The 15,534-nt window shown below is 55.1% G+C and carries 14 protein-coding genes and 1 riboswitch; of the genes, 5 read left to right on the forward strand and 9 right to left on the reverse strand.

Going from position 1 to position 15,534, the window contains the following annotated elements; all coding sequences use genetic code 11:
* Positions 1–2: 2 nt before the first annotated feature.
* The 6 genes from BLR09_RS16575 to BLR09_RS16600 all read right to left on the reverse strand — a co-directional run bounded on the left by BLR09_RS16575 (position 3) and on the right by BLR09_RS16600 (position 5,446).
* Positions 3–1,103 (reverse strand): ABC transporter permease, encoded by a 1,101-nt coding sequence (locus tag BLR09_RS16575; protein ID WP_093204657.1) that lies wholly within the window; start codon positions 1,101–1,103, stop codon positions 3–5.
* Positions 1,104–1,106: 3 nt separating this feature from the next.
* Positions 1,107–1,847, reverse strand: coding sequence for an ABC transporter ATP-binding protein (locus BLR09_RS16580; RefSeq protein WP_093204658.1), 741 nt, complete (start codon positions 1,845–1,847; stop codon positions 1,107–1,109).
* On the reverse strand, positions 1,844–2,737 hold the full coding sequence (locus BLR09_RS16585; protein WP_093204661.1) for an ABC transporter ATP-binding protein: 894 nt from the start codon (positions 2,735–2,737) through the stop codon (positions 1,844–1,846). The genes BLR09_RS16580 and BLR09_RS16585 overlap by 4 nt, the downstream gene beginning before the upstream one ends.
* A 3-nt stretch (positions 2,738–2,740) precedes the next feature.
* The gene (locus BLR09_RS16590; RefSeq protein WP_093204664.1) at positions 2,741–3,673 is read right to left on the reverse strand and encodes an HlyD family secretion protein; all 933 of its coding nucleotides are present in this window, start codon (positions 3,671–3,673) and stop codon (positions 2,741–2,743) included.
* A 1-nt stretch (position 3,674) separates the two neighbouring features.
* Positions 3,675–4,268 carry a TetR/AcrR family transcriptional regulator gene (locus BLR09_RS16595; protein ID WP_093204667.1) on the reverse strand — a complete coding sequence of 198 codons (594 nt, stop codon included), beginning with the start codon at positions 4,266–4,268 and terminating at the stop codon, positions 3,675–3,677.
* Positions 4,269–4,393: 125 nt separating this feature from the next.
* Positions 4,394–5,446 carry a DUF6807 domain-containing protein gene (locus BLR09_RS16600; protein ID WP_245689941.1) on the reverse strand — a complete coding sequence of 351 codons (1,053 nt, stop codon included), beginning with the start codon at positions 5,444–5,446 and terminating at the stop codon, positions 4,394–4,396.
* 146 nt (positions 5,447–5,592) lie between these two features.
* Positions 5,593–5,688, forward strand: a riboswitch (TPP riboswitch).
* A gap of 18 nt (positions 5,689–5,706) precedes the next feature.
* On the opposite strand from BLR09_RS16600, the gene pnuC reads away from it, so the two are divergent.
* The 3 genes from pnuC to BLR09_RS16620 all read left to right on the forward strand — a co-directional run bounded on the left by pnuC (position 5,707) and on the right by BLR09_RS16620 (position 9,740).
* A complete protein-coding gene (pnuC, locus tag BLR09_RS16605) occupies positions 5,707–6,270 on the forward strand; it encodes a nicotinamide riboside transporter PnuC (protein ID WP_093204671.1) in 564 nt (187 codons plus the stop codon).
* A gap of 885 nt (positions 6,271–7,155) precedes the next feature.
* Entirely contained in the window at positions 7,156–7,911 is a 756-nt protein-coding gene (locus BLR09_RS16615; protein WP_093204679.1) for a response regulator, read from the forward strand.
* 17 nt (positions 7,912–7,928) lie between these two features.
* Complete coding sequence (locus BLR09_RS16620; protein ID WP_093204682.1) at positions 7,929–9,740, forward strand: sensor histidine kinase; 1,812 nt, start codon at positions 7,929–7,931, stop codon at positions 9,738–9,740.
* On the opposite strand, the gene BLR09_RS16625 is transcribed toward BLR09_RS16620, so the two are convergent.
* Together BLR09_RS16625 and BLR09_RS16630 are read right to left on the reverse strand one after the other, a co-directional pair.
* Positions 9,731–10,849, reverse strand: a complete 1,119-nt coding sequence (locus BLR09_RS16625) for an exo-beta-N-acetylmuramidase NamZ family protein (protein ID WP_093204684.1) — start codon at positions 10,847–10,849, stop codon at positions 9,731–9,733. The genes BLR09_RS16620 and BLR09_RS16625 overlap by 10 nt on opposite strands.
* Before the next feature lie 92 nt (positions 10,850–10,941).
* Entirely contained in the window at positions 10,942–12,405 is a 1,464-nt protein-coding gene (locus BLR09_RS16630; RefSeq protein WP_093204687.1) for an MFS transporter, read from the reverse strand.
* Positions 12,406–12,502: 97 nt separating this feature from the next.
* On the opposite strand from BLR09_RS16630, the gene BLR09_RS16635 reads away from it, so the two are divergent.
* Both BLR09_RS16635 and BLR09_RS16640 read left to right on the forward strand, forming a co-directional pair.
* Positions 12,503–13,726, forward strand: a complete 1,224-nt coding sequence (locus BLR09_RS16635) for a THUMP-like domain-containing protein (protein WP_093204690.1) — start codon at positions 12,503–12,505, stop codon at positions 13,724–13,726.
* Positions 13,727–13,801: 75 nt separating this feature from the next.
* Complete coding sequence (locus BLR09_RS16640) at positions 13,802–14,479, forward strand: hypothetical protein (RefSeq protein WP_093204692.1); 678 nt, start codon at positions 13,802–13,804, stop codon at positions 14,477–14,479.
* 69 nt (positions 14,480–14,548) lie between these two features.
* On the opposite strand, the gene BLR09_RS16645 is transcribed toward BLR09_RS16640, so the two are convergent.
* The gene (locus BLR09_RS16645) at positions 14,549–15,466 is read right to left on the reverse strand and encodes a fasciclin domain-containing protein (RefSeq protein ID WP_093204694.1); all 918 of its coding nucleotides are present in this window, start codon (positions 15,464–15,466) and stop codon (positions 14,549–14,551) included.
* Positions 15,467–15,534 lie beyond the last annotated feature (68 nt).

The following is a 15,534-nucleotide window of genomic DNA, read 5'->3' on the forward strand; positions in this document are numbered from 1 at the left end:
CATTATCCGAGACGGACAGTAAAACGTTTCAGGCTGATCAGCAGCAGGGCTGTCGCCATACCCGCCAGAATCAGCGTCTCCTTCCAGACATACCCGAATCCCAGCCCTTTCAGCATAACCGATTTGACAATCAGGTAGTACCACCGCGATGGAATGGCATTGGAAATAATCTGCAGCGGTCTGGGCATGTTTTCCAGCGGAAATAAAAAGCCGGTAAACAGGATCGTCGGCAGCATCATCCCCATCATCGAAATGAGCATGGCCGTTTGCTGTGTGCTGGCGATGGTGGAGATCATCAGCCCGAGCGACAGGCACGTGATGATAAACAGGGCACTTTCCCCGAACAGCAGAAAGAAATTCCCCCGCAACGGCATATCCAGTACCACCACGCCCAGGAAAAGGATAAGCAGGAAATTGATGACCGACAGCGCCAGGTAGGGTATGGCCTTGGCAATCAGCACCAATACCGGCCGGAACGGCGATACCAGCAGGATTTCCATCGTTCCCGTTTCTTTTTCCCGGACGATGGAGACGGACGTCAGCGTGGTACACACAATCATAAAAATCAACGCCATGACACCGGGAATGAAGTTCATCGAACCGTTCATTTCCGGGTTATACAGCATACGCGTCTGTACGTCGATGCGGTAGGGAATACCGGCCTGCTGCTGCCCGATATAATCTGTGAGAATAGCGGAGAGGTAGTTGGTCAGAATGGTAGCGGTATTCGGGTCGGAGCCGTCGGTGAGGATCTGCACCCGCGCCTTTCCGGTATGCGTCAGGGCTTCGGCGAAACCTTCCGGAAAGACCAGCGCACATTTGATTTCATTCCGCCGGAAGCGGGTTTCCAGCTGATGAACCGTCTGGTCGGCATACGCCAGGTTGAAATGGGTACTCGCGCGTACCTTCTCTGTAATGGCTTGTGTAGCAGGATCTTTGGATTGGTCGACGACCGAAATAGCCGCATTTTTGACCTCGCTCGTCAGCGCATACCCGAACAGCAGAATCTGCGTTACGGGCAGACCGAACAAGATCAGCAGCGTACGCCGGTCCCGGAAGACATGGTAAAATTCCTTTCGCACAAAAACCAGTAGCTGTTTCATAGGTCAGTTGTCGCTGCGTACGGCTTTCCGGGCCAGTTGGTAAAAAACGTCCTGCATATCGGCGGCGTGGTAGCGTTCTTTCAGAAGGCGGGGCGCGTCAAGGGCTTCGATCCGTCCGTCCACCATAATCGAAATCCGGTCGCAGTACTCGGCTTCGTCCATGTAGTGCGTGGTGACAAAAACCGTGATACCTCTGTCAGCCGCAGCGTAAATCAGGTCCCAGAACTGCCGGCGCGTGATCGGGTCAACACCCCCGGTGGGTTCGTCCAGAAACACAATCGCCGGGTCGTGCAGTACTGCCACCGAAAACGCCAGTTTCTGCTTCCAGCCCAGGGGGAGGGAGCCTACCAGCTTGCCGGCTTCGTTGCTCAGGCCCAGCGTTCCGATCATTGCTTCCCGCTTCTCTTTCAGTACTTTATCAGAAAGCCCGTAGATGCCGCCGAAGAACGTAATGTTCTCCCGCACCGTCAGGTTTTCATAGAGGGAGAATTTCTGGCTCATGTACCCGATCTTCCGTTTGATCTTTTCCTGCTCGCGGTAAACGTCGTATCCGGCGACGGTCGCCTCGCCCGATGTCGGGTACGACAGCCCACAGAGCATGCGCATGGCGGTTGTTTTTCCCGCGCCGTTCGCGCCGAGAAAGCCGAAAATTTCTCCCGGCTGTACGTCAAAGGAAATTGCGTCTACTGCGCGGAAAGCGCCGAATTGCTTGGTCAAATTCCGGCATACGATGGCTGGCGTCATGGGTTCATCAGTTGGATGAAACAATCTTCGATAGAAGCAGGTATCTCTTTGACTTCCAGATTGCTATGGCCTGTAAGCGCCTCCCGGAGCCGCGCAGCGTCAGCTGGTTGACCGACCGTGCAGTGAATCGACTCTCCGAAGGCATAGCAACTCTTCAGCCAGGGCAGGGCGCGGAGGTCTTTGAGGAGCGCGTAGATTTCGTCGGCGCGGACGGCCAGGAGTATGCCCCGGTACTGTCCGGGAATAGCCGCGGGCGTGTCTACAGACAGGATTTTTCCTTCCTGAATCAGGGCAATCCGGTCGCACAAAGAGGCTTCGTCCATGTAGGGCGTTGAGACGAGTATCGTCATTCCCTGGCTTTTCAGCAGTCCCAGCATATCCCAGAATTCTTTTCGGGAAACGACGTCGACACCCGTCGTCGGTTCGTCCAGAAAGAGTACCGTCGGCTGATGAACCAGCGCACAGCACAGTGCCAGCTTTTGCTTCATCCCGCCGGATAGCTGGCCCGCGCGGCGTTTTTTGAATGGCTCAATTTGTTCATAGATCGGGCGGATGACGGCATAGTTTTCCCGGACCGTCGTGCCGAAAAGCGTTGCGAAAAAGTGTAGGTTTTCCTCGATACTGAGGTCCTGATATAAGGAAAACCGTCCCGGCATATAGCCAACAGTATTCCGGATGGCGCGGTAGTCGGTCACGACGTCGTACCCGCCGACCGTCGCGGTACCGCTGTCTGCCCGTAGCAACGTGGTCAATATCCGGATCAGACTGGTTTTTCCGGCGCCGTCCGGGCCGATAAGACCGAAGAGTTCGCCGCGTTCGACGGCAAACGAGACCTCCCGGACGGCCCGGACGTCCCCATAGGTCTTGCTGAGCTGTTCAACCCGGATCATAGGCTAGTGGAGCAGCATTTCGCCGTACATCCCGATTTTCAGGTATCCGTCGTTTTTGACACGCACTTTTACCGCATAGACGAGGTTGGCGCGCTCGTCTTTCGTCTGGATAGTCTTGGGCGTAAACTCCGCCTGGGAAGAAATCCAGTACAGGGTTCCCGGGTATTCCCGGAAACCCTGCTTGCCGTCATCTATGCGGACTTTCACCGACTGCCCGAGTTTCAATACCGGAAGCTGTTCGCCCGAAACATAGGCGCGGAGAGTCAGGGTATCGACGTTGGCGATTTTATACAACGGCTTTCCAACCGTCGCAAACTCGCCCTGATACGCATATTGCGTGAGAATCGTTCCGGAAACGGGATTGATGATGTGGCCTTTGCGGATCTGCTCGTCGAACTGGGCAACGGATTTTTCCAGCGGCGCCTGCTCGCTGAGGATACCCCGGTTCTGGGTGGCGACAGACGTCTGCGTCACCTGCAATTGCTGCCGGGTGACGTCCAGCTGTTTTTCGAGCTGGTCGACCACCGCCGTGATATCCTCCAGCTGCTTTCTCGGCGCGGCGCTGGCCGATACAAGGTTGGTCAGCCGCTGCTTTTCCCGCAGCTGCTGGGCGAGCTGGGCTTCCTGTACCGCCAGTTGCCGGCGGATGAGCGCGAGCTGCGGATTCACATCCGCTGTTTTTTGACGGAGCGTTCCGATGGAAGCCTCTACCTGGGCTTTCTGAAGCGAAGCCGTCGTGGCGTCGACACGGCCGATGTCAGCGCCGGCAGATAGCCGGTCGCCCTCGTGAACAGGCAATGATAAAATCTGCCCGGCGATCTGAGCGGAGACGATGACTTCGTCCGACTCAAAACTACCCGACGCATCAAAATCCTTCTCAGCAGGGCGGCAGCCGGCCAGCATCAAAAACGGAATAAGGAAAAAGGTGGATTTCATATCAGGGGAGGAGAATACGTTCAAGGTATCGTTTGACTTCTTCGGCCCGGGCCTGGATGAAGGCCTGGAAGGCTTCTTCGTCCATCGCCGTCACTTCCCGGATAATCGGCTTGGCCAGAAAGGGAAAGACACACATCGACATGACTGATACGAGCAGCTGGACCGGCTGTACTTCCCGCACCTCGCCCCGCGCCTGCGCCGCGTAGTAGCCCCCGACAAAGCCGGCCGCCAGCGTCGGCGGAATCTGCTTGAGAAAGGCCTTGCCCTCGGGTTTATGAATGCCGTGGATGATGAAATGAGGGACGTAAGGATTTTCCGACAGGATCTTCAGATAGGCGTCAACAAACAGGTATATCTTTTGGAGAAAGGGAATATCCTGCCGAATAAGCCCCTCCACTTTCGGAAAAAACGTCCGGAATTTCTGTTCGAAAATGGTCTGAAACAGCTTGTCCTTGGACCGGAAATAATAATGCAGTAAAGCCTTGTTGATACCTGCCCGATCTGCGATTTGCTGCATCCGGGCTCCGTCGTATCCTTCCCGCAGGAATACCTCCTCCGCTGCCAGCAGTATTTTTTCTTCCGTCGATTGCTCCATTGGCTGAATGGTTTAACCAAATGGTTAATTTTTGACAAAGGTTTGACAGCGAGCGGATAATTCCAACAAAAGGGCAAAAAAAATCCCGGCCTTCAAGGCCGGGATTTCCGAAGCGGTACTGTATTTTACTTTTTAGCGAATTCGTCAGCCAGTTTATTCAGCTCTGCGTCGGTCGTTCCGCCGGAAGAAATCACCACCCGGTAGCGGAACAGGACGGATTCTCCTTTTTTCAGCTTGAAATTCAGCTCTTTCTTGCCATTGGTAAAGACCTTCTCGCCCAGCGGATTGAGGGCAAAAAGGCCGTAGTCGCGGGCGTGCCAGTAGGTAGGGTAGGAAACGTTTTTCGGGTGATCGATCATGGCGACGGAAACCGTTTCGTCATCGATCTTGCCGGTCAGGTTCATCCAGCGGCCGCGGGTACTCCATACTTTCGCGCCTTCGATGCCTTCGCTGGAGCGGTAGTTGCCTGTTACGCCGGTGTTATCGAGCTTCGGAACGGAAGTCGTCACGCCGTTGGCGTCGGTATATACCTCAGCTTTGGTAGACGGCAGTTCGAGCTGGCGGGCAACGCGGATGGCAAACATACCATCCTTTACATCCCCGAAATGGACGTCTTCCGTCGCCTTCAGGAGGGTGTAGCGGTCGATGATCCGTTGTTTATCCGTCGCCGTAAAGAAATATGTCGTCTTTTCTTCAAGTACTTTGCGGCCTTTGCCGTTGTCTTCGACCCAGTCGGCCGTCACGGTCAGCTCGGCCCGCTTGCCGTCTTTTTTGGTTTTGATACCGGTATGGCGGATGGTCCCGTATTTAGCCTTCGCATTCGGCGGCGTATTGGAGTTATTCCAGTAATCGTATCCGTTGACGTCTTCGTAATTAAACCAGATACCGACATGGTGGGGGTGATCCACCCGCTCGCCCGGACGGAGGTCGAGGGGCCAGCCACGGGTCACGAGGTGGCCTTTGGGCGATACTACCGGGTAAAGCACGGGCTTTTTCAGCACGTCTTCGCCGGGGTAGAAATAGCTGGTGAAGGGTTTGCCGTCGACCAGCACGTCGACTTTATGCGCTTTTTCGTTCGAAACAAGCTTGATTTCTTTTTGCGCAAAGGCGCCGGTCATGGCCAGCATCGTGGCTCCGCCGGTGAGTATCGTCCGCAGGTAGGAACGGGTAGGGAACATAGGACTGAGGTTTGTAGAGGTAATAATACGCCCCGAATTAACGAAAGGACCGCTCTATCCGGTGCGAACCCCCAATTCCGGATGAAAATTTACGTGCCGGACCGGGCGGGTGATCATCGGGTATGCCGGGTCGCGTATATTGCACCCCGAAACACCCGGGGTGCTTTTGTTCAAAGGCTGAGAAATACCCGTCGTACCTGATCAGGATAATGCCTGCGCAGGGAAGGTCGTCCGGTTTTCCCGCGGGTGTCGTTTTGCGTATGACACTACCTTTCTGGGAAGCCGTCGCCGTTGGTTGCGGACTTCTGTATCTCATTCTTCTCGTGCGCGGGCATGTTGCCTGCTGGGCGTTCGGTATTGCGGCCTCCCTCATTACCGTGTTTTTGTATGTCGACAAGAAACTGTACCTGGAAGCGGTGCTGAATGCCTACTACGTACTTGCCGGCGTATATGGCTGGTGGTACTGGGGAAGGGGCGGAACCGTTCCGGTGACGGAATGGGGTCTCAACCGGCATATCGCCTGGCTGATTACCTGTACCGTACTCTCGCTGGGAGCGGGTATCCTGATGAGCCGGTATACGGACAGTCCCCGGCCTTACATCGATGCTGCTTTGACCGTATTCAGTTTCCTGGCTACCTGGATGGAGGCCCGGAAAGTACTGTCAGGGTGGTACTACTGGTTTGTGATCAACGCCGTTTCGGTATGGCTGCAATGGGACCGGGAGTTGTATCTCTTCACGGCACACTCGGTGCTGCTGACTGTGCTGTGCGTGGTCGGCTATTTCAGCTGGCGGAAGGCGCGGCAATTGGAAATGACATCGTAAACTGCCGTTCAATCAGAAGTTTAGTTTGAACTATTTGGCATTTGCCGAAGAATATATTGCAGATTGAAAAGACGCTTACAGTATCTCCGGAAAGGCTTGAAATCATTCCGCAATCCAAATACCGACGTTGACCCCGCCGGAGAGGTCGTTCACCTACATTTGAAAAATCAGCGTAGCAGAAGGAGTTAAACTTGTATCGCTAAACGCAGCCGGTTCTGGGAAATTTCCGGAACTTCCAAAAGCAGGCTTCCCGGCGCAGAGATCTCAGGAAAGCCGGTCGAGGAAAAAGATACCAAACCGGATTTGAATTAACCCATATCTTAAAAATTATCTCGAAGCGGGCGAAGGGACAGTCGAAGGAGGGCTTCAGTTATTGTCCGGTATTTTTCCCATTTGAGGTAACCAAGAGATTGGGACACACCCTGAAATGCCCGGAGCAGGTTCCGCCACCCGCTCCGGCCTATTTCTCCGAAACAAGTACTATGACGACAACCACCGCCACCGTTTGTTGTCCCTACTGCCGGTCAACCGATACAGAACGCCGCCGCCGTCCCGTTCTGGTCCGAAAACTCCTGTTTTTCCTGAACGCCCGATGGTACCTCTGTTTGCGGTGCCGCAGACCCTTTATCAAAGTTTTCTGACTCCGGCAGAAAACAAAACGGACAAACGGGACAAATGCTTGTCCCGTTTGTTTTTTGCCTTATTCTTCCCGCTTTTTGCTTCGTTTTCAGGCCTGGGGTACCTCCGGAGAGGAATACCCGGAATGTGCCGCACGGAACGGTCCGCACCGTTGACAAAGTGAATTTGCTTTTTCAGCATCTGAGTGCCTACTTTTGATTCTGTAATTTCCGCCACACCTGTCCGCCAGCAGAAAATGAAGACCTTATGCTTGAAAACCGCATTCGCGTACTGATCGTTGAAGACGAAGCAGTACTAGCGTTGGATTTGGGGGAGATGCTGGAGAAAGAGGGGTATCACCTGGCCGGGATTGCCCACAACGGACGCCGCGCCCTGGAGCTGTTCCGGGAGCAACCTGTGGATCTCGTGCTGTGTGATGTTCAGATCAAGGGAGACTGGGACGGAATCGAAACCGTCGGCCGTCTGCTCGCCATCCGCTCTGTTCCGGTTATCTACCTCACCGCCTTTTCCGACAAGGAAACCCTCGAACGCGCCAAACTCACCCAGCCGGCCGCGTACCTGGTCAAACCCGTTAACCCCGTCAACCTTCAGATTTCCATTGATCTGGCCCTGCAGCGTTTCAACCTCGGCGCCGCCCGCGAGCGACTGCCCGAGAAAGATACGTTCTCGCGGGAAGCTATCCTCCGGATCGAAGACAGCATTTTTATCAAGCACAACTACCAGTTTATGCGGATCGAGGTAGAAGATATTCTCTTCCTGGAAGCAGATAACGCTTATACCACGATCGTTACATCAGACAAGAAATACGCCATCCGGATGACGCTGAGTATGGCGCTTAACCGGCTGGGTATCATTAAATTGGTGCGGATTCACCGGTCTTTTGTTGTTAACGTTCGGAAGATACGGGGCTTCAACGACCGCGAAGTCTACATCGAGGGCTATACGCTGCCGATGGGCAAGCAGTTCAAGGAAGATTTTATGCGTATTTTTCAGATTCAATAGGTCCTGACTTTCTCCCCATGCGCCGCTACAGACTGCTCGTGCTGTTGCTGCTTTGCCTTGGCTTCCGCGCCACAGCCCAGCAGGAATACGAAGATTTCCGCAAGCGAATCGGATCCCTCCCCGAGACGGTACTCTTTGATTCCCTCTCCGATTTTGAAAGCCGGATGCGGGATCAGGTCAAATTCGCGGAAGCAAAACAGGCGATCGACGAGCTCTTCCGCATCGCCGCCAAACAGAAAGACCCGATCCTGAGCGGTCGGGCTCATTTTTCGCAGGGATACCTCGAACGCGACAAAAGCAACGCCTCCGGGGCGATCATCCACTACCGAAAAGCCCTCGAGTACTTTACGGAAGCCAACGACTACAAAGGCCAGGTAAAAGTGCTGGACTACCTTGGCTTCGCCTATGTCATCCGGAAGGAGTACGATGAAGCGGGCCGGCTGTTTCAGCGGGGACTTCAACTGGCACTGAAAGCGTCTGACAAGGAGTTCATTCCACTGTTTTACCGGGACCTGGCGATGGTCGAGGATCAGCGGAAAAACTACGCCGGCGCCCTCGACTACAACGGCAAAGCGCTGGCTTTTTACGGGAAGAACGACGAGCTGTACCCTTCCATTCTCATGAATCGCGGCATTATCCTGAAAAATGCCGGCCGGTTTGCTGAATCGGAGAAAGCCTACCTCGAATGCCTCGCCATCGCGGAGAAAAACAAGGACGATTACCTTGCCGGCTACGTCTACCTCAACTACCCCAATACCCTGCTGGGCATGGGGCGTACGGCGGATGCGGAGAAGTATATCACCCTTGGGGAGAAATGGGCTCAGGATCAGGCGGAGAAATACCGGTTTCTGACCGAAGTATACGATATCCGGACGCGGATTTACGAGAAAGAAGGCCGCCTGGCGGACGCGCTGGCGGCTTACAGGCAGTGGAGCGCAGTGAAGGATACCGTCGCCCGGGCCGACCGCCAGCAGGAACTGACCGAAGCCGAAACACGCTTCAAAACCCGGGAGCAGGAACGTGAAATTACCCGGCTTGACGAAGATAATCTCCTGAAAGAACGACAGTTTCGATGGCTGCTGATCGGTACCGGGGTACTGGTTTTGCTATTGGCGGGGATGGTATGGCAGTATGCGGTCATCCGGAAAAACCACGCCGAACTGGCCCGCAAAAATACCCTCATTACCGAACGCAACCGCCAGATCGGCGAGCAGGCGGAGCAGCTCCGCAACCTGATGAAGGAGCTGCATCACCGTGTCAAAAACAACCTCGCCATTGTTTCGGGCCTGCTGCGCCTGCAATCTTCTCGGTTGGAGGATCAGGAGGCGATCCGGGCGGTGAAAGACGGGCAGCAGCGCGTTGAGGCCATGTCCCTCATTCATCAGCGGCTATACCAGGGCGAGAACGTGACGCGGGTCAACATGCGGGACTATATCCACGACCTGGTCAACGGATTGATTCATTCCTACGGTTTTTCGGGAGAACAAATCGGACTCGAACTGGATATCGCGCCGGTAGAGCTTGACGTTGAAACTGCCGTACCGGTAGGACTCATCCTCAACGAAATCATCACCAACTCCTTCAAACACGCCTTCGAACAAATCGACGATCCCCGCCTGACCGTCCGCCTCGAAGAATCGGACGAGCTATTGCTGGAAGTGGGCGACAACGGTCCCGGAGTAGACGGCTGGCAGAAAGATGCCGGTACCTTCGGCAAGCGCCTCATCCAGCTATTGTGCGACCAGCTCGAAGGCAGGTTGTCGGTATCCTCCCGGAATGGTACGCTGGTAAGTCTGGTGATTCCGTATTCTTCTGACTATCAGTCATAAAGAAGGTAAGGGGCTATCTCAACAGCCCATTCCGGTACAGCCAGCAGGGCCGGCAGCGAGGCAGGCAGGTCTTTTTCTGTCAGCAGGGATTCGCTCTCGGGGATACCCGTCAGCAAATCAAGGTGGCCACCGCCTGTGGGGTTGACGTGCGTCGGATAGGTATTCCAGGCGAAACCCGGTACCTGTCGCAGCGCGTGCAGTAACCGGAATCCGTTTTCGACCGAATGAAAAGTACCTGGATCGGCGACGGGAAACCACAATCCCCGGCATAGCTCTCCTGCATACTTACTTTCAGATGGACGAAACGACCAGGGTATCGCGCCGGGTAATGACAGATCCGTCAGCCAGGGCGCTCCTGCAACCTGGAAGGCATAGTCTGTTCCCCGGCCCTCGCTGACGTTGGTGGCTTCGAGTAGTCCCAGCCCCGGATAAACCAACGCCGAAGCAAAAGACCGTATCGCCGGGGAAGTAGGGACGAACGGCAGTCCCCCCTCCGGCTGAAACTGCCTTCTCCGCCACGTTTCGCTACGTATCACCTCTACCGTCGCTCCGATCCCGCGTACTGCGTTGAAATAGATGGCCAGCTCGCCCAGCGTACAGGAATGCCGCAGCGGGATATCCCAGCGACCGATAAACGAGGTACACGACGCTGCCAGCCGGGGTCCTTCGGCGAGGTCCATACGTCCGGAAAGTGGATTGGGCCGGTCGAGCACCACCAGCGGCGTACCTGTGCGCCCGCAGGCCTCCAGCACGTGCGTCAGCGTCCAGAGATAGGTGTAAAACCGGCAGCCAACGTCGGGAATGTCGAACAGCAGGACATCGAGAGCGGCGAGGTCTTTTGCCGACGGCGCCAGTTGATCGCCATAGAGGCTGACAACCGGCAGGCCTGTCAACGCATCCTGACCATGATCCATCTTTGCGCCGTCGACGCCCCGGGTATCAAGACCGTGTTCGGGCGAAAAGAGTACCGTAAGAGAAAAGCCCTGATCGATCAGGGCTTTGCGAGTGGGAATACCGCGCCGGGTAGTCGCTGCTTCGTTGGTGACCAGGCCGATCCGGGCCTTTTTCCAAATGGGAGCTTCCTGAAGAAGCCGGTCAATACCAAACATGGATGAGTAGTTGGCTTTCTGTGTATTCTGTGCTGTCTGTGAGAGAATCAATTTTTTCTCACAGACAGCACAGAATACACAGAAGTATGGGATTAGTCTTCCAATGGCTTTCCGGCCGTTTCCTTCACGCAGAGCATCCCAACGATGAAGGTGAGTGCCGTCAGGAAGATCGGATAGTATAGCCCTGCGAACTTCGAGCCGGTCATAGCGCCCAGCCACGTCGCGATAAACGGCGAGCATCCGCCGAAAATACCATTGGCCACGTTGTATGGAATCGACAGCGAGGTGTACCGGATTTTGGTCGGAAACAGTTCGACCAGAAACGCCGCGATCGGACCGTATGCCATCGTCGCGAACAGTACCTGAATGAATACCAGCAGGCCGAGGAGCAGCTTCGCAGTAGTAGGCAGGGTGACTTCTGTTTTTACTTCGAGCTGATCGTCAGCCAGTTTTTTGACGGATTTTGTGATGACCTTCCCGTCCGCAAACTGGGTTATTTCTCCTTTTTCGGTCAACCGGGTACTGACGATCGTGCCTTCGTTGACGACCTTGTCCATGCCCTTGTAGATCGGATAAAGAAAGAGACTGGCCAGCAGTACGCCTGCCATCATGACTTTCTTCCGGCCGATGCGGTCAGACAATATCCCGAAGAAGACAAAGAAGGGCGTCGCGCAGGTGACGGCGACGGCCATAATGGTCTGTGCCGAGCCGTATTCCACGTTCAGCATTTTCGTGATGAAAATCTGCGAATAAAACTGGCTCGTATGCCAGATAGCGCCCTGCCCGATGATCGCGCCAAACATGGCGATCAGCATCAGTTTGACGTTTTCACGACTCTTGAAGCTGTCCCGGAGCGGGCTTTTGGAGATCGCGCCTTCCTTTTTCAGCTTGGCAAACGCCGGAGACTCGTCCATATTCCGGCGGATGAAGTAGGAGAGAACCACCAGAAACCCGGAAAGCGCAAACGGCAGCCGCCAGCCCCAGTCCGTAAACGCGTCCTTACCCAGCGCAAACTGGCAGCCCAGGATCACCAGAATGGAGACGAAGAAACCGATGGAAGCCGTCGTCTGAATAAAGCTCGTGTACTTTCCGCGTTCGTGTTGGGGAGAGTGTTCGGCTACATAGGTCGCCGCGCCGCCGTACTCACCGCCCAGGGCCAGTCCCTGGAGAATACGGAGTACCAACAGCAAAATCGGCGCCAGCATGCCAATAGAGGCATATTGCGGAATGAATGCAATGGCAAAGGTACTACCCCCCATCAGGACGAGGGTGACGAGAAAGGTGTACTTCCGCCCGATCATGTCTCCGAGGCGACCGAAGACAATAGCGCCGAAAGGCCGGGCGACAAAACCTGCGCCGTGCGTGGCGAGCGTACTCAGGAATGCGGCGGCCGGGTTTTCAGAGGGAAAAAATTTGGTGGAAATAATCGCGGCCAGGCTTCCGAAAATGTAGAAGTCGTACCACTCGATAACCGTACCGGCTGAAGAGGCGAAGATCACCTCCCAGAGCTTGCGCTTCTGGACGACCGGTCCGGCAGATACTGAAGTCTGCTGCATGTGTTTGAACGGGTTTAGAGCATTTTCCCAAAATAATGGGATTTCCTTGTAAAATCGGGCGGTAGCGGGTGAATCTTTGCACCCTGCCCCATCTGCTATGTCACTGATTGAGACGTTTGCCCTACCCGAGGTGCGCGATTTTGTGAAAAAACATGCCGGCGACGACTGGCAGAAACTGCTGTTGTCGGCCGACCGCTGGCCCGGACTGCCCGTGCGCGAGATCGCCGTGCAGGTACAGTGCCGGCGGAAGGCGGCGGGAAAGCTGCCGTCATGGGTAGCCAACCCCGACGTGATTTTTCCGGGCGTCGTGCCGGTCGAGCAGGCGTCGTCCGAACGGGCAGCAGCCTGGAAAGCACAGAAGATGGGCGGTCAGCGCTTTGCCGACCTCACTGGCGGAATGGGCGTTGATTTCCTGGCCTGCCACCAGCGCTTTGAATCATCCGTGTATTGCGAGCGGTTTCCGGAGATAGCGGAACTGACAGCCTGGAATCTTCGCCTGTTAGCACCTGATCCTGAAAAGTTTAGTTGTATTCCGGAAGACGGGTTGTCCTGGCTCGAAAAAACGCCGGGCCGGTTCGACTGGCTTTACCTCGATCCGGCCCGACGGGACGACGGCAACCGGAAGGTCGTCCGGCTGGAAGACTGTGAACCGGATGTCGTCACACTGCGGGATACCCTCCTCGCGCGGACGAACAACCTCATGATCAAGGCGTCTCCCATGCTGGATATCGACCAGGCAGTAAGGCAGCTGGAATATGTCCGGAACGTGTATGTGGTAGCAGTGGACGACGAAGTGCGGGAGCTCCTCTTTCACCTGACGCCGGGCGAAGCGTCGCCCGGCGACGGCATTGCCATCGAAACCGTCAACCTGCTCCGCTCCGGTGAGCAACGTTTCTCGTTTCAGAAAGAAGCTGAAAGTGAGTCGGTTATCGGTTTTTCTGCCCCGTTGAATTTTCTTTACGAGCCGAATGCGGCAGTATTAAAGGCCGGGGCGTTCAGGAGCCTGGGTGCATTCTCGCCGGCCCTGTGCAAGCTGGCGCCGAGCAGTCATCTCTATACTTCGGATGAATGGTTGCCGGATTTTCCCGGGCGTTCGTTTTCGGTCCGCGGGGTTGCGCGCGCTGACCGGAAAGACATCGCCGGGTACCTGCCGGGCGGCAAGGCTAACCTGACCGTCCGGAATTTCCCGATGAGCGTGGCCGATCTTCGTAAAAAGCTCAAACTGGAAGAAGGAGGAGAAGATTACCTCTTTGCCACGACCGATCCGGACCAATCGAAAATAGTGGTAATATGCCGGAAAATACCGCTCCCGCTGCCGTAGAACGAAAACCCGGCACGAAGTACCCGCAGGATTTTTACCTTTGAGCGCTGGTTGTACGATCAACCCTAAAAAGTCATGAAACGTATCACAACACTTTTGCTGTCCCTGGCTGCACTGTCAGCTACGGCACAGGTATCCATCAAACCCGTTGAACAGGAAATCGCCAAAGTAAAACGAGTAGGATACACCACTTCCACGACGGTCGATAGCAAGATTGTCGAAGCGGCCTGGAAAAAGAAACTGGCCGAGTACGGCCGCGTCGTCTCTGAGCGCAGCGGCGTTTACAAAGTCGAGTATGCCCGCCTGCCGTTCTACGACAAGAACGTCCTGCTGGTTTCCCAGCTTTCCACGAAACGGAATAACACCGATTTGTTCGTGTCTGTCGACATGGGAAACTATGAATTTGCGTCCAGCACGAACGTGTACGGCCGCGAGCTGGAAAAGATTCTCCGCGATTTTCACGAGGAAATTGATTACCAGTCGCAGGTAGCCGATTCCGACAAAACGCTGAAAGATGCTTCGGACAAACACAAGGACTTGGTCCGGAAATCCGAACGGAACGTCCGCAACCTGAGCGACAACCGGAACGAGAAAGTACGGCTGCTCAAAAAACTCCAGGAAAATGAAAAGGAACTGGGTACCCTTCAGGCAGACAGCGTTCAGCTGAAAACCGACCTGGAAACGGCGATTAAAACCGTAGACGATCAGAAGAAAACCAACGAGGCCGTGAAGGCAAGAAAGCCGAAACAATAGAGCCGGAAAGAAACAAACGGGGGTGTCTCAACTGGTGAGACACCCCCGTTTTCGTTAGGTGGATGGCGGTTACTTCAATACCTTGTCCACGCCATGAACGACGCCGTTCGTGGCAGCCCAGTTCGACGAAGCCGAAACAATCTTCGCGCCTGTCGAATCTGTAGCGGTTTTAAAGGAAATGTTCGTGCCGTCTACGCCGACCGTCAGTGGGTGCCCGCTCCAGGCAGAATTCAGCGATCCGGCCTTGAACGAAGACGTGTAGAATACGCCCGGAACCGTGTGCTGGAGCAGTATGGAACGTTTCTGTGCGGCCGTCAGCGTATCCGGATTAATGGTTGCGTAATACGCTTCGAAAGCCGTGTTGGACGGAGCGAGAAGCGTAAACGTGCCGGTCGACAGCGTGTCTTTCAGGCCCGTTTCATCCAACAGTTCCGTCAGGGTGCTGTAGTCGGTGTTGGCTGCGAGAAGCGCCGTAATCGACTTGGTCGGAAGCGTAATGACGCGGTCAATCTTGTGAATGACGCCGTTCGAAGCCTGCACATCGGCAGTGGTGACCTTGACGGTTCCGTTGATGAAGACAGAACCGCCGCTAACTGAAACAGCCAGGGTTTTGTTGTTGGCCGTTGAAACCGTGCCGCTGTCCAGATCCGCCGCCAGCTTCTTGGAATTCAGCACATGCGTAAGCAGAATTTCTTTCAGGTCGTCTTTCGAAACGGAGTCCACATTGATCCCCGAAGCGGTGAAGGCCGCGTTCGTAGGGGCGAAAACGGTGAAAGGGCCTGCTCCATTCAGCGTGGAAGTTAGTTCCGCTTTCTGTACCGCCTTTACGAACGTGGAGAGTTCAGCGTCTGCGGTGGCCACCTGGACGACATCACTGGACGGTGTGTCGTTGTCATCATCCTTGTTACAACTCACAACGAACGTTCCGACAAGGAGTGACAGGGTCAGCAGACGGAGAGTCTGCACCATACGAGAGGTCATGTTCATGGTTGGACGAGCTTTTTGTGGAAAAAAATGGTTAAATGAAACGCCCTTTCCATGAAAAAATACTGTTC

The organism is Siphonobacter aquaeclarae (assembly GCF_900103285.1).
Lineage (GTDB): Bacteria > Bacteroidota > Bacteroidia > Cytophagales > Spirosomataceae > Siphonobacter > Siphonobacter aquaeclarae.

Excerpts from the sequence above, each read along its gene's own strand:
- BLR09_RS16575 (WP_093204657.1), bottom strand. The coding sequence starts at position 1,103 with ATGAAACAGCTACTGGTTTTTGTGCGAAAGGAATTTTACCATGTCTTC.
- BLR09_RS16580 (WP_093204658.1), bottom strand. The coding sequence starts at position 1,847 with ATGACGCCAGCCATCGTATGCCGGAATTTGACCAAGCAATTCGGCGCT.
- BLR09_RS16585 (WP_093204661.1), bottom strand. The coding sequence starts at position 2,737 with ATGATCCGGGTTGAACAGCTCAGCAAGACCTATGGGGACGTCCGGGCC.
- BLR09_RS16590 (WP_093204664.1), bottom strand. The coding sequence starts at position 3,673 with ATGAAATCCACCTTTTTCCTTATTCCGTTTTTGATGCTGGCCGGCTGC.
- BLR09_RS16595 (WP_093204667.1), bottom strand. The coding sequence starts at position 4,268 with ATGGAGCAATCGACGGAAGAAAAAATACTGCTGGCAGCGGAGGAGGTA.
- BLR09_RS16600 (WP_245689941.1), bottom strand. The coding sequence starts at position 5,446 with ATGTTCCCTACCCGTTCCTACCTGCGGACGATACTCACCGGCGGAGCC.
- pnuC (WP_093204671.1), top strand. The coding sequence starts at position 5,707 with ATGACACTACCTTTCTGGGAAGCCGTCGCCGTTGGTTGCGGACTTCTG.
- BLR09_RS16615 (WP_093204679.1), top strand. The coding sequence starts at position 7,156 with ATGCTTGAAAACCGCATTCGCGTACTGATCGTTGAAGACGAAGCAGTA.
- BLR09_RS16620 (WP_093204682.1), top strand. The coding sequence starts at position 7,929 with ATGCGCCGCTACAGACTGCTCGTGCTGTTGCTGCTTTGCCTTGGCTTC.
- BLR09_RS16625 (WP_093204684.1), bottom strand. The coding sequence starts at position 10,849 with ATGTTTGGTATTGACCGGCTTCTTCAGGAAGCTCCCATTTGGAAAAAG.
- BLR09_RS16630 (WP_093204687.1), bottom strand. The coding sequence starts at position 12,405 with ATGCAGCAGACTTCAGTATCTGCCGGACCGGTCGTCCAGAAGCGCAAG.
- BLR09_RS16635 (WP_093204690.1), top strand. The coding sequence starts at position 12,503 with ATGTCACTGATTGAGACGTTTGCCCTACCCGAGGTGCGCGATTTTGTG.
- BLR09_RS16640 (WP_093204692.1), top strand. The coding sequence starts at position 13,802 with ATGAAACGTATCACAACACTTTTGCTGTCCCTGGCTGCACTGTCAGCT.
- BLR09_RS16645 (WP_093204694.1), bottom strand. The coding sequence starts at position 15,466 with ATGAACATGACCTCTCGTATGGTGCAGACTCTCCGTCTGCTGACCCTG.